This window comes from Chroococcidiopsis sp. [FACHB-1243] (assembly GCF_014696895.1).
Taxonomy (GTDB): domain Bacteria; phylum Cyanobacteriota; class Cyanobacteriia; order Cyanobacteriales; family Chroococcidiopsidaceae; genus Chroococcidiopsis.
Map to the genome: position 1 here is coordinate 1 of NZ_JACJQX010000078.1, position 13,665 is coordinate 13,665.

At 42.3% G+C, this 13,665-nt stretch carries 12 protein-coding genes and 1 pseudogene; 7 read left to right on the top strand and 6 right to left on the bottom strand.

The window, feature by feature from the left end; translation table 11 throughout:
• The 3 genes from H6G17_RS30355 to H6G17_RS30365 form a co-directional block, all read right to left on the bottom strand.
• The coding region (locus H6G17_RS30355) for a DUF3987 domain-containing protein (RefSeq protein WP_192162232.1) at positions 1-2,684 on the bottom strand (2,684 nt) is incomplete at its 3' end.
• The gene (locus H6G17_RS30360) at positions 2,684-2,971 is read right to left on the bottom strand and encodes a hypothetical protein (RefSeq protein ID WP_192162233.1); all 288 of its coding nucleotides are present in this window, start codon (positions 2,969-2,971) and stop codon (positions 2,684-2,686) included. The genes H6G17_RS30355 and H6G17_RS30360, both read right to left, overlap by 1 nt.
• A gap of 147 nt (positions 2,972-3,118) precedes the next feature.
• Entirely contained in the window at positions 3,119-3,457 is a 339-nt protein-coding gene (locus H6G17_RS30365; protein WP_192162234.1) for a hypothetical protein, read from the bottom strand.
• Positions 3,458-4,057: 600 nt separating this feature from the next.
• Between H6G17_RS30365 and H6G17_RS30375 the strand changes: the two genes are divergently transcribed.
• The 4 genes from H6G17_RS30375 to H6G17_RS30390 all read left to right on the top strand — a co-directional run bounded on the left by H6G17_RS30375 (position 4,058) and on the right by H6G17_RS30390 (position 6,837).
• Positions 4,058-4,240 carry a hypothetical protein gene (locus H6G17_RS30375; RefSeq protein ID WP_192162236.1) on the top strand — a complete coding sequence of 61 codons (183 nt, stop codon included), beginning with the start codon at positions 4,058-4,060 and terminating at the stop codon, positions 4,238-4,240.
• A 451-nt stretch (positions 4,241-4,691) separates the two neighbouring features.
• Positions 4,692-5,480 carry a chromosome partitioning protein ParA gene (locus H6G17_RS30380; RefSeq protein ID WP_242038687.1) on the top strand — a complete coding sequence of 263 codons (789 nt, stop codon included), beginning with the start codon at positions 4,692-4,694 and terminating at the stop codon, positions 5,478-5,480.
• Positions 5,481-6,233 (top strand): hypothetical protein, encoded by a 753-nt coding sequence (locus H6G17_RS30385; protein ID WP_192162238.1) that lies wholly within the window; start codon positions 5,481-5,483, stop codon positions 6,231-6,233.
• A gap of 13 nt (positions 6,234-6,246) precedes the next feature.
• Positions 6,247-6,837 carry a DUF6753 family protein gene (locus H6G17_RS30390; RefSeq protein ID WP_192162239.1) on the top strand — a complete coding sequence of 197 codons (591 nt, stop codon included), beginning with the start codon at positions 6,247-6,249 and terminating at the stop codon, positions 6,835-6,837.
• 269 nt (positions 6,838-7,106) lie between these two features.
• On the opposite strand, the gene H6G17_RS30395 is transcribed toward H6G17_RS30390, so the two are convergent.
• Entirely contained in the window at positions 7,107-7,841 is a 735-nt protein-coding gene (locus H6G17_RS30395; protein ID WP_192162240.1) for a response regulator transcription factor, read from the bottom strand.
• A 407-nt stretch (positions 7,842-8,248) separates the two neighbouring features.
• Between H6G17_RS30395 and H6G17_RS34400 the strand changes: the two genes are divergently transcribed.
• The 3 genes from H6G17_RS34400 to H6G17_RS30405 all read left to right on the top strand — a co-directional run bounded on the left by H6G17_RS34400 (position 8,249) and on the right by H6G17_RS30405 (position 10,043).
• A complete protein-coding gene (locus tag H6G17_RS34400; RefSeq protein WP_277876132.1) occupies positions 8,249-8,374 on the top strand; it encodes a hypothetical protein in 126 nt (41 codons plus the stop codon).
• Positions 8,375-8,624: 250 nt separating this feature from the next.
• Positions 8,625-9,731 (top strand): HAMP domain-containing sensor histidine kinase, encoded by a 1,107-nt coding sequence (locus H6G17_RS30400; protein ID WP_192162241.1) that lies wholly within the window; start codon positions 8,625-8,627, stop codon positions 9,729-9,731.
• Between the two features lie 63 nt (positions 9,732-9,794).
• Positions 9,795-10,043, top strand: coding sequence for a hypothetical protein (locus H6G17_RS30405; protein WP_192162242.1), 249 nt, complete (start codon positions 9,795-9,797; stop codon positions 10,041-10,043).
• A 72-nt stretch (positions 10,044-10,115) separates the two neighbouring features.
• On the opposite strand, the gene H6G17_RS30410 is transcribed toward H6G17_RS30405, so the two are convergent.
• Together H6G17_RS30410 and H6G17_RS30415 are read right to left on the bottom strand one after the other, a co-directional pair.
• Positions 10,116-10,781 carry a hypothetical protein gene (locus H6G17_RS30410; RefSeq protein ID WP_192162243.1) on the bottom strand — a complete coding sequence of 222 codons (666 nt, stop codon included), beginning with the start codon at positions 10,779-10,781 and terminating at the stop codon, positions 10,116-10,118.
• Between the two features lie 7 nt (positions 10,782-10,788).
• Positions 10,789-13,665 (bottom strand): annotated as a pseudogene (locus tag H6G17_RS30415) (hypothetical protein); the annotation flags it as partial.

Sequence of the window (13,665 nt, forward strand, 5' to 3'; positions counted from 1 at the left end):
CTGCCCTCACCTTCGATTCGTCCGTGACCGGAGGCTGCTAAAGCTTTGAAGATGCAAGCGCGAATTTTTTCCACTGCCCAGCCTTTAAGAGCATTGATCCGGCTTTTGAGAAACGAAGCACTGACACCCTTACCGCACTTTTTCAAAACCTTCTCCGCTTGAGTTTGGACTTTAAGAAAAATGCCTTCTGGTTGGCGGGTAGGGGCGTTATGGGCATGGATCAGCTTGTGCTGGTCGAGATAGAAAGAGGCAATTTCAATTGCATGTTGCATTGTCCGACCGTCGATCGCAAGCGGGGGCTTTTCGCCACGCAGTACGGCGTTGACAACGTGCAACCATAAGGCGAGTCGAGCCGTGTAGGACTCGATTTTGGCGTAGACTAGCGACAGACCGAAATGCTTTTCTTCCATCTCGGCGTTTACCAAAGTATGGTTCCAGCCCTGAAACAAGACTTTAGCTTCATGGGAAAGAAAGTAATCAGTTTCAGGTAGTTGTTCTAACTGAGCGTACAGCCAAGACAACTTTTCCTTTAACTCGTCGGCAGCTGAATTTGGAGTTGACAAAAGATCGAGAAATCTAGCTGGGGCATCCACAATCGAGCAGTAGAGAAACCGAGACGAGTAGCCGCTAGCAATAAAGTTAACTTCGTCAGCTCCCATTAACCGCGCTAGTGTATCCCATTGATAAGTCCCCGTCTTGCTCAAAGCAACGCGCTTCAAGAACAGTCGCGCGTCGTGACGGTCGAAGTTACCGCCAGAGCCATTCCAAAACGATAGCTCTAGTTGCAGGTCGTCGCCCTTACCGCTCTTGTACTGGTTCAAGCGTTGGTAGTCGGCTACCAATTCGTCGATATATTCCAGCAAGCCGCGTGGATTCTCGTCATGAATGCGAATTTTGGTGGAAGTGGTGACATTGTTGAGCAGCCGCCGTTGTCGCACTGGGACTTTGGCATCACTGTCTTTGGTTGCCTCGTAGTCTTCCAGAAGGCGATCGTGGTTTTCTTTGGCTGCTGCTTCCATTTCCTCTAGCGGTTTGAGGATTACCTGCTGCGGAGGAGTCTTGGCTTGACCGGAGTGGGCGATATTAGCCGTCCAGAAAATACAAGGTTGGACGTAACCACCTTGGGGATTGACAATAATTCTGGCTGCCGTACCAATGCGCGAGGCACTAGAAGGAAGTACCGTATTAAATAGATACTCTGGTGCAGTGGGCATGGCTTCTGCTTTTGCCATCAGTGGGTCGGATAATGTCTTGTCTAAGTACAGCCGGATGTCCAGTCGTTTGCGGCAGCTCTTGAGTATTCCTTGAAAGGATTCAACCGCTTCGATGACTTCCTCTGCTAGTTCTCCCTCAGCGCGAATTATCCTAGCGAGCCGATCGATCTCGTTGTAGGTGCGACCTGTGGCACTAGCTAGCTCCATCAAAGCAGTGGCAGTAACAGATTCGCTGTCGCAGCGGTTGAGAATTTCTCGAATGCGATCGCACAGAGATACTGTAGCGACGGGTGGTTTGTTGCCAGCGTTGCTATTGTTGCTGTAGCCGAAGCCACGACCAGCGGCATAGTTGCTATTTTTCCCAGTAGATTCTTGCTGTGGTTTGACGCGATGCTTCCAGTACCACCCCCTGATACAAGCGTCTACTCCTTCGGGCGTACAGCTAGGAGTAGGATTGTCTTTTTCGGCTGACTGCCAAATTGTTTCTACTTCCCTAGACGGCAGGGGTGGAGAACAACGATTGGCATAATTTTCCAGCAGTAGCCTGGGGTCGCCGTCAAAACTTTGACCGCTCGATCGGAGGTAATTGGCAGTACCAATTAAGTCACGGGCTAATTTGGCTCCATTGCTGTTGCGTCCTCCTTCACTGACTCCAGACTCAAGCAAGCAGCGGGACTCCTTGGAAAGACAAACTTCCAGAGGCACTGATTCAGGGACAGGAACCTGAATGTCCTCGTAGCGTTTGTATCTTGGTGCAGCGGTGATAGAAGTGTTTGGGTTCTGTTGCGCTAGTGATAGTAATACCTTTTGCTCAACAGCATTCACTGGTTGCTGCTGTTGATGCAGTTTGAGCAGTTCGTGGCGTACTTGCTCATAAGAGTATTTTTTGCAGGAGTCCTGGACAATTTCTGTTCGCACTGGCTCTCGTCCCGGCTTGACGTGCCACCCTCCAGCTAGTCGGAATACCCGTGAAGGGTTCTTATTGCTGGAGTCAGCTGCCATCACTTCAATGAGCAACAGCTGCAACTCCCGCCACTGCTCTACAGTAATTGGCTTCTCAAACACCCAGTAAGGCTGGGCTGATTTGTCACCGCTGTAGACAGTGAATGTTGGCTCCAGAAATCCGACTGTTTCCCAATACAGCATTTGTTCTTCTACTGGGCGGTCGTCCCATTCGCAGAAAATGGCAACGCACTGTTGAATCTCCTTGTCTTCGTGACCGCCACCAGTGCCGTTGACAACGACATACACGCCGCGTCCAGAGCGTTGGTAAATTTCTATTTCTTTCCATTGCAGTCGGTTAAGTTTTCTTCCCTTGTCATTGAGCTTGCGCGGGTCGTCGGAGTGGTAGAAGAAGCGCAGGTTGACGTTCCCGCCAGGTTGATAGTTTAAGTACCTCAGTTGCCGTTCTGCTTGTTGCCGCTCGAGCTGGGGAAATGGATAGAGCGGGTTTGAACCGGAAGCGACCATTAAATTTCCTCCTCTACCACTTTCACTAGACTGTTGATGAATTGGGGCGCGACAAATGACAGTTGCCGTGGGATCGATCTGGCTTCCATAACTATTGGTTGCCAAGTACTGAACCAGATGCATACGTCAAAAAAGTTTTTGCTGCGATCGCTCTTGACCAAATTTTTAAAAGTATCGATCTGTAGCATCATCCAACGGCTACGGGTTCGTTCTCTTTGCTGCCGTTGGTTTGGTATCGGGGAGGTGTTAATTCTCGGCTTCTTGTTAATATCGTGTTCGTCGATCATCTTGATTCTCTGGTTTAGGAGTCGAGACAACTAGAGTGCGATCGCACTCTGCTAAATTCTTGTTGCACTCGGCTGTAGGCAAGCAAATTACGAAAGCTTTCTCTCACAGACAAGGTAAGTGCTAGTGCTTGTCTCGGCTTGAAAATTCTAGAAAGCTAATTTGACTAACTCTGAAAAAGCATTTGGAATTTCTGCGTAATTCATACTTGGGCTTTTCGAGTTGAATAAGCAAGTATTGGTTGAAAGGCGGATTGGCCAGGAACTATTCATGCGCCAAAACTTTACTGCTGTCTTCGCCTCAAAAGCGGCAATCGCTTTAATCAAATTCTTTCCAAAGTCCAGACAGAAATACCACACCCATCCTGGAACCTCTACGAAGCTTTTATAGGTGTTATTCCACCCCTGTCCAGAAAAGTAGTTTAGCTGTCCTTGGACAATATTATTGACAATATGCACGCTAAAGCGGCACAATACTAGAACAAGCATCGCGTCTTGACCTCCCTTGGTAAAGCGTACGGTCGGGACCACCGGTGGTTGGTGAAGGTCTGCTGGTACCAGACATCACCCTAAGCTACCGGAAAATTTTTCCTGGTGTTAATCGTAAATTATTTAGTCGGAAGCGTCAATCATTTCCGGCAAATTTTTCAGAATTTATGTTTCTGATGCTATATTAGCGGTAGTGGTTTTCGCTTAAGGTGTTACATAGTGCTGATCGTGAAGCAGAAAGGATTGCCAGCTCAGAATCATAAAACATCTTGGCTATTCTTGTTCAGGCAGCATTATAGTCTTAGCCAAAGAGACGTTGCTAACGCTTTGGACATAACTGAGAGAACCCTTCGTCACTGGGAAAACAACCCTGAAAGTGAACCTAAGTTGAATCGTTTCCAATGGCAGGCATTACGTAAGCTCTGCTGTTGCTCAACGCAAGAGGATTTAGAAGCATTAATTGAGAAGTTAAATAAAAGTTTGAAGTATTCCTAGAAGCAAGCAGGATTACAGTTATTGAAGATGCTCTATGAAATTTGACTGCAAAGGCGAATCTTGAAAAGAGATTTTGCAGAAATTCACTGAATAGATAGTCCTGCATTGCCAGGAATTTTAGATGCTAATTCGAGTTGTAACAATCGGCTACTCCAACAAGTGTTGGATGACTTGCTAGAACAAGAATACCTCCTGCAAGCTGAAATTGTTAGCAAAACAGGACAAAGGCAAGATGCTGTCAAAATTGTTCCAAACCCTGAGAAGATTCGCAGAAACCTTGCAAATTAAACCAGCAAATTATAAAGATAAATCCTTAGATACCTGGGGAGTAAATAGTTACTTTAAGTAACTATCATTTCATTCATTTTTAGATTTAGTCAAACTACTCATCAAATTAAGTATGGTTATCTAAATCATACAAAGCATTGTCGTTGAGAAGAAATAAGATAAAAGACTGAGAAGATTTAAGAAATTTATCTGTTTTTATTAAAAGATATTTGAAAGTAAGATGAGTCAAGTGTAGGAATATTGAGAAATAACGCTCGCAACAATTTTTCAGTAAAAGGCTTATGAGTGCCAGCCACTCGAAGCTATCGTTAATACACCTTAACTTGTTAACTACTTTTAATTGAGTATTACCGAACAAATGGAAGAAGAGTAAAATCGCTTGCATTGGAGCTAAGAGTAGCTTTATTGTATTCATTAAATATTTATGACTAAAAGAAGAGAAAGTACAGCAATGTCTACAGAACACATATCTAACGAAGCTAGTAATGATTCCAATGTAGAAAATACAAACCCAGAATTGCAAAAAGCAAACCAAAAGCGCTTAGTAATAGTAACTGGTGACAAAGGAGGCGTAGGAAAGAGTACGTTCTCTAGAGGGCTATTACAGGTATATGTCAATAAAAAAATTAGGTTGTTAGCTTATGATGCTGATAAACGCAATCCTCAGTTAGAGCGATATTACGGAAAAGATACTGTAAGATGTCTTGATATATTCAATCGTGGTGAAGCAGATGTTTTATTAGTAAACTTGGACGAGCAGCAACCGCCTATTGCTTTATTGGACTTACCAGCCCAGTCTGGCAGCTTTTTTGAAACATTTGAGCGAGAGCTAAATATATTTGATTCTCTAAAAGACTGCGGTTATCAAATAACTATGGTTTCCGTAATTAGCCGAGTTAAAGATTCTGTAAGTATTTTAAAACTACTCTACGAATATTGTGGCGATCGCGTTGATTACTTAGTGGTCAAAAACCTATTTTACGGAGCGGAAGATAAGTTTGAACGCTACGACGAATCAAAACTGAGGAAGCAAATGAAAGATAAAGTCATGTGTCAAGAAATAGTTATGCCCGATCTGTTTCATAAAACCTATGATTTTCTTGACGAACACAGTTTGCCATTTACAGGAGTTTACGAACACGCCAAAGCAAATTTAGCAATCAGGTTGCGAGTTAAATCGTGGCTAGCTGAGTTTGAAAAGAACGCTTTAAAAGCTGCCACAATCCTTGGTTTAGAATAAATGTTGAGGAAGAGATTATTAGTAACTGCTGGGGATGCTAGAGTAGGCAAATCAACAGTAGCACGATTGCTACTAGATTTATTGTTGGAGAAGCAAATCTCTGTAAGGGCATATTATAACGGCAATCGTAACAAATTAGTAGCATATCAAAAAATAGAGAATTTAGGCATTGAAGAATTACAGCTATCGAGAGGCGGTGCAGATAATCTTTTAATAGATCTCGAATCGCTACCAGATTTAGCTGTGGTTGTGACAGACCTGCCAGGACAACATTTATCTGCTTTTAAGTTCTTTGTAGAGGAATTTCTACTATTTGATACATTAGCATCGCTGGGTTATAGAATGACAGCCATTCATCCAATATCTCATCGGCGTGACTGCGTGGAATACTTGCAAGAATTATGTAATTTTTGTAGAGATAACGTCGATTATATTGTGATTAAGAACCATCATTTTGATACTTGTTTTCCCTATTACGATTCAAGTGAAACTCGTAGCGCGATTGAGGCTTTAGGTGCTATAGAGATCGACCTAGCCAATTTATCGCTCTTTGTCTACCAGCAATGCGAGGATTGCGGACTACCGTACTCTCAAATCATCAGCGATTTAAAGATTAATACTTTTTATCGCCATCTTCTATTTAGTTGGATGGAAAGCTTTCTTCAGCAGTTCGCTCACGCTCTGAAAGCAAGGGATTATTTAGGTCTGAATTGGAAGAATTATAGTTCTACTGCTAGCGAGAGTAGTTTTTAAAGGAGATATGTAGATGAATGTGGCTGCGATTGATAAAGTATTAGCGGAATTCTCGGCTGAAGAAAAAGAGAAAATTACTCAACTGATTTTGCAATCGGGCATTAATCCTCGCGACCCGTTGATCGTGACGATGGCAACTCTAGCAAAAATCGATAGTCGCATCGACAAAATTCCAGAATCTTTGGGAACAATAGTTAGCACTTGGACGGAAACTATTGACACTAAATTATCGCAGATCTTTCGTAGCGCAGTAGTGCAGCAGAAAAAAGCACTCTTAGAATCTGTTAAGGATCTGCTCAATAAATCCTCTACGACTCATTTTGCTAGTTCGCCCATGCTGCACTCACTATATTTGTTTGCAACTTTAGGGGGTGTATTGGCTCTAGGAACTGTTATTGGTACTTTTATATCTGCCAATACAATCGTTAAATTTGTTGCTCCTAGCAACTTAAACTCTCAAGATAAAGCTTTGCTACAATGGGCGAGATCGGCGGATGGTAAGCAAGCTAAAGTTCTTCAAAAGATCAATGCAGATGCAATATCTTTTTGCAAAAAGCAAGTGAAAGAGCTGAAAGGAAAGTGCGTGATATCCATCCAAAATTAATTACAGTTATTATTTTTGTGTGAATAGTGCGAGAGATTGGTGTTGATGAGCAATGACTGCGCTACCAGCACCAAATTCTCCTATCATGCGTCCTGAATGTCAATTGCGATACTTATCATAACTTCTAAAGCATTGTATCCCATTAGTAGCGGAATACACGCGATCGCTATTCCCAAACTTTACTGCTCAAGTTTTTATTTATGGAGACAATTGCAACAAATAGTATTGCTTGCTTATTACTATCGAGAGCTTGAGTTTGATGCTCTTTACTATTCTTTGTTGTATTTTCGTCTAATTTTAGCTATGGTTTCCGTATCGACCAAACCTCGTTCTATAGCCACGCGCATAGCTTGCGTTCGACTATTGACATTGAGTTTTTGAAAGATTTTGTGCGTGTGAGTGCGTACCGTTCCAGGAGATATACATAGATTAGTAGCAATTTCTTCATTGGACATGCCCGCGCAGATCAGTTGTAGTACTTCGAGTTCTTTTGCTGTCAGTCGATCCGGACGCAGCATATATTGATAAAAATTTTGTTCGCTAAATTGAACGACTTCTTTTCTGTTCGATCTAAATTCTTCTACTATTGGCTTGCTAATCTTAGAATCTACCCACGATTCTCCCTTGTAAGTTGTGTATACGGCTTCCAACAACTTTTCGTCTTCTGCTAGTTTTGAACAGTAAGAGTCAGCGCCATTACCAAAAGCAGATTTGACGATCTCTTTGTGAGTTTCGCCCGATAAAATAATGACTTTAATCTTACTGTATTTATACTTAATTTCTTCAGTAAGTTCTAAACCATTCTTGTCTGGTAGATTAATGTCGATAATCGCAATATCGGGTTGGTATAATTCAACCAGATTTAGTCCTTCTGCTGCCGTTGCTGCTTCTCCACAGACCTGAAGATCGGCTTTGGTGGATAGCAATGTGCTAATTCCAAACCTCGTAATCTTATGATCTTCTACCAGCACTATTTTTATTGTTTGCGTTGCTATGCTCGTCATACGTACTTAACCACTCCGTGACCATACACAGTTATAACAAGCATCTATCTAAAGGTATAAATTTTTATCATAGCTATAATAAAATTACCGATCTCCTAATCATTCCTTTACGTAGGTTTTTGCAGCGATCGGTGGAAATCGTAGATCGAGCAATCGTCTATCTCTTTTGTGGCTAGCGAATGTTGCAATCAATCGGAAAAACTACTGACATTCAGCGCCGCTAGATTTTTCAGCGATCGCACTGCTGACATACTACTGAGCGAGCAAATACGATCTTGATGGATGTGAATGATGCGCCTATTACATTAAGTAGCGCACTTGGAGGAGTGAGGTCGGATGTCAGGCAAGAAACCGCTAGCGGTAAATCAGTTAAAGAAATTACAAATTGATAATTTCGCATACGAATTATGGGTGTTGAAGGAACAGAACAACTCGCCCTTAGACTAGGCTACGCTTGGGAGAACGAACGCAGCAAACCTTCTGGGCTGCTCATACTAGCAGAATGCCACCGAGCTGAAACAGATGGGCGTTAGTGAAGCGTACCTATAAGTAGTGCGGTAAGAATCGATCGATCGAGTACCAGCCCAGTTAAGCGTGCATGGTAAAAAGCACTGTTACTAGCCAAGCTAAATCCTAGCAATTGGAGACGATCTGTGCTGGTTGGACGAGCATCAGCAGTTTACTCGCCCAAACGCAATTGAGCAGCTCGATTGGCAGTATTTCCTTTATAGTCGTCTCTCGTCGATTTCAAAAAGTAGTAATAGAAAATATAGCTTTGTAGTAATGGAAAATATAGCTTTGTTCAGGGGCGAAGATAGTAGCAATGAGTTGGCGGATATCTTATCAGAAAATTATAACGTTGTAGAATTTAGTACTGTATACAAATTTTTATATCTTTACCGTCATAGCTTCACTGGTTTATTAGTAGTAGATTCTAGCTTTGAGGAAGATATTTGTTTTGCAATCGATACTGTGAGAAAGCTATTTACAGAACGTATACCTGTTTTACTAGTATGCCATCCACAAGACTTAAAAGCTATTAATCCCACCCAGAGCGATATCGATAGCTTTATTTTATATCCACTGAATCAAGGCGAGCTAAAATTAAGAATCGATTTATTGTTTCGATTCAATCAGTTCGTGCAAGATAAGCTGCAAGACATTCGCCACCGTGATGAATTCTTTGGTAGAATCGGTCACGATATGTCTAACCCTTTAGTAGCCGTTAATCGAGTTCTCAAGCATTTGAATCAAGGTTTATATGGTTGTTCGTTGGTAGATATTTCTTCTGTAGTTGACAGTGTAATTGAAAATAATAATGCATTGTTAAATTTTGTAGGTTCTCTATCTTCACAGGCATACTTATCTGCATTAGAGTGCGACTATCAAAAAGTTGAATTAGTTGATATCAAAGAAGTGATGACTTCGGTTGCCAAGCAAACGCAGCCCTTAGCACAAACAAAAGAATTAGAACTGAAAGTAGAATTTGCCAACGAGTTTGTTAGCGGCACTAGGATTTGGGCAGAGCCAACTTTGATTTGGCGGATGGCTTTTAACCTCGTACACAACGCAATTAAATATACTAATAGAGGTTGCATTCTTCTATCGCTTTACAATTTAGAACGAGACCTGGTATTGCACGTAGAAGATACGGGTGTGGGGATCGGTGAAGAACAGCTTCGGTTTTTGATCGAACCAGTGGTATCTATTGGTAGGCAAGGCTTGAGAATGGGGTTGCGAGCGATCGAGTCGATTGCAGAAGTGCATCAAGCTAACTTACAAGTGGCTTGTGCTTTGAGTGGAGGTACTGTATTTTGCATCCCGTTTAGGCAAAACTCCGATGATAGCTATGGTATTGAGAAATACTTGATACACCAGCATTCCTACTGAAGGATTCCCCTGCAAGCCTAATTGGATGTAATGTGGTAATAATTCAAGTGAGCCTTGCAACCCATGTCAGCGAAAGATTCTGCAAATAATCTCGATATTTTCTTAACCAAGTTAGAAAATTTTGTCTGTTGGTTGCTGTTTGGGGTATTGCTAGTTATTGCCGCACACGCGCTCTTGCTGTTGCAGATTGCTGCATGTTATTACGTTGCTACTGCTATACTGGTTTGTCCTCGTACTCCATTACCAACTAGTATCAGGGTGGCTTCAGTTGTTTTAGCTTCGATCGTTGGCATAGTATTCGGATTGATTTGACTTAATCTGACAATCTTGTCGATAGCATTAACATGATTTAGAAATTATTATTGATTCGGGGCATTAGAAGCGTCAATCTCCTATTTCTGGCTGCGATCTTTTTGATTCTAAAGCTCTTTTTTGTGCTTCAGCTATCGTCAAAGCTCTAAACTTTTCTATTTCTTCTGCTTGAATGTCTGCTGAATTAGTAGGAATATCAATTGTCTTTTCTGCTGACTGGCTGTTGTCGGGTGCTGCTACGACTGTTGTTACTTGTTTTTGTTTATCTTTGGAGACAAATCGACGGAAGGCTAAACGAAGAAAATCTGCAAACGGTTCTTGTTGCTGTTCTAGTGTAGTGTTGGTGGGTTGACTGCTTGCCAAACGCTCTTGTAGCGCTATTGTAGTATTGCTGTTGCTGTCATTCGCGTCAGATTTATCTTTGTTAGCTTCTACTTCAAGCGTTTGGTTGTCTGTGCGCTCGTAGCGTCGTTCCTTACCGGAAAAGCTCTCTCGTTCTGCTAACTTTATTTCCAGCAGTTCTACTTTGGTACTAATATTTTGGATATAGAGCGTTAGGTCTGCGATCGCATTTTCTTGAGTGCGGCGATCGAGGCTTTCGACGCTTTCATAGTTTGGTGAAACATCTGATGCTATTTTAGAAATAATTAATGCCACTTGTTCGTATGGCAGATTTAGACGAGAACAGAGAGTGGTAAAGGCTAGCTCGGAACTAAGAACTGGAGTAGTTTCGCTCATGATATTTTTATGGCTCTAAAATATTTTTTTGAACGTTTTTGAGGGCAGAATCGATTTGTGCTTCTGCTATTCTGAAATACTCTGTAATTTCTGGTGTCAATCGTTGTTGGTAAATTTTACCATCTTGAATATCGAGAATTTTATTGCCATTCTTATCTGAAATTGACAAATTTTGTTTTTGACTGTCAAGCAGTACGTCGTATTGTTTGCCAGTCACTTGCAGGGAGTTATTTGGCAGGCAAGTACCAAGAGTTTTGGCAATTTTTTCAGCACGATAAGCTAATTCGTTTGCCATGTAAAGCGTTGCTATGTCATCTTGCATTGTCGAGTGAGCCTTGTCACTCAACCTTCCAGTTGCTTCCCATTTTGCTTTTACTGCCTCAATGCGTTGGATGTATGGAGGAGACTTGCCGAGAATTGCGGCTGCCTTCAGCCAATTATCAATACTTCTTCTGTCAGTGATGACGGCAAGATTTTCGCTGCCAGACCCGTTCCAGCTTAATACGCTCTGCATTCCAGCTAGGCTCGATTCGGAAGATAGGAGCGCGTTGGAGTCAGGAGCAGTGGTAGCTGGCGTGGAAAGGGCAGTTTCGCAAGTTTGCGTGTATCCTATCATCAGAGCGCGTAGAAAAGGAGACCGATCGCCTCGACCTTCCCAATAGCTGTCGTGCGTGGCAGTGACGTAGTGGGTGCAATTTTCCAACCACTGGACTCCGCCACGTGAGGCGATCGCTTGATAAAGTTTGGGGTGTTGAGAGAGTTTGGCTTGAATAATTTCTGCCATCAGTTCGATCCGTTCTTCGCCTAGTGGTAGTGCTGTTTTGTAGTGTTGGTACGCTTGTTCGGCAGAGGCAAAAGGAACGCCAGCTGGTTTGTCTTGACTGTAGGTTTCAGGTCCGTAAGTACCAGCTTTCACTGCCGGATTATCTCGGAAGGAAACAGGGTAGTCACCTTGGATGCGTCCTTTGGCTTTCGATTTGACTGTGGGATTTGTCAGAGCTGCACCTAAAGGGTCTTGGCTGCCAGAGTTAATGTTGATGCCAGGATGTACTTGCGATCGCAGTGTTGGTGGAGCATTGGCTCGATCGGTTTGCTGTAACGCTGGAAATGGGACGATTTTGCCGTCAATGTAATCGCCCAGTGGTTCCATAAATAGACCGTAGATTTTTCCCTTACTAGCTTGAGTTTGGGTGAGTTCCTTGACTGAATGTTTTTCCCAGGCTGCCCAGGCTTGCTGGTAGGTTGAATCGGCGATCGCTTCGGTTGAGATCTCGTACTGCTTGCCAACGCGGAATGCAACTTGCCGTCCATCTTTACCTATAGCAATAGCAATATCACCTTCTTTGATACCGTATGCTTTTTCATAATCAATACCTCTAGTGGTATGCACTCTGCCATATCCCCGCATGGCATCGATAGTCGTATTAACGGGTAGGGTTTTGGGTTCATCGTAGGTGTGAAGGTCATATACCATCGGGACTGGCTTTCCAGAGATTATTGGATTTTCTGGTATTTGGGGACTAGTAGCGCGAGTGGCAGTTTGGTTGCCATAGGCAACAATCTCTCGAATGCTAAGTTGAGAATTCTGTTCTGCTGTTGGCTGTCCTGTAGAAGCAGTGATTGGCTCTCGCTGTGTATCAGTAAAGCTGGCATCTGTAGCTTGGATTGCAACCGGATTATTACTATCGGATGATATGCCAGTAGGCTGTTGAGGTGCTGCTGGCGTGGCAACTGCGATGGTGAATTCCAGTTGTCCGAGCAATTCTTTAGGTCTTGTAGGCAGGCGATCGATAATTTGCTGATATTCGCTTTTCGTTGATGTATTAGCTTGAGACATGAGACTATCAAACTGACTGAGGTTTTCATTCAGTAAGTTTAGTTTTTGCTCGTACTGCTCGTAGCCTTCTACAGTACTAACGTCAATTGCTTCTCCCAATTTAGAGCCAATTTTTTGTTGAATGACTTCATCATTAAATTTATTTCGATCTATAACAAACGTAATACAGTTATTTTCAATAAAAGATTGAATTTTTATGCCTTGAGAAGACAACCAGCTGCTAACTACAATACTGTCTTGAGCAGGTACGACTAATCCATAAGCTTCTGTTTGAATGGTAGTATTGGTATTACTATCTGTGTAACTCTGATGGGGATTGTAAAATAGGATAGATTGCTCTGTAATAGGAATATCTGATATAGGCGTTGTTGCATCTGCTACTTTGCCAAATTTAGTGTTAAGGTTTTCCAGGATTTCTGGACGAATGGTGCTACCAGAGAGCATGAATACTGCCAAGCCTTTTTTGATTTCTCTTTTAGCTTCTACTGGTGGAATTTGAGAGTATTCAATACCTACTTTAGTCAACCAATTACTAACTGTGTCAACTTTACGACTGTCAACAGCTAAACCTACTAAACCAAGCATTTTATCTTCTTGGCTTTGGAAGAGTATTGTAGGACGTTCTGTAATGATGTTGTGGATTTGGCTATGAATTTGCTGCCGCTCTTTTTGGCTGAAGTTTTGCTGAAGATCGATGGCGGTATTTAATGAGCTTTCTTTCACCCATATTTCTGGATACTGGACGGTAGCAACGTCTACTGTGACGATACAGCTAGTAAAATTACTTTGTATCTTACAGGGTAGCGTACTGCTGCTACCATTAAATAGCCCTGCCGTTTTTAGAGCATTGAGAGCAGCTAGAGATTCTTTAGTATTGTTTAGTACGCCAACTGTTCTATTGTCAATTGCAAAGAAAACATTTTCTTTGTATCCTCTAGAGGAAGCGGAGAGCGTTCTAAATTCTTGGTCATCATAACTGATTCCTTTAAACTCATCATTAATTTTATGAATTTTCAGTAAATTACCAGTCGGTGTTTCAGCAATTAA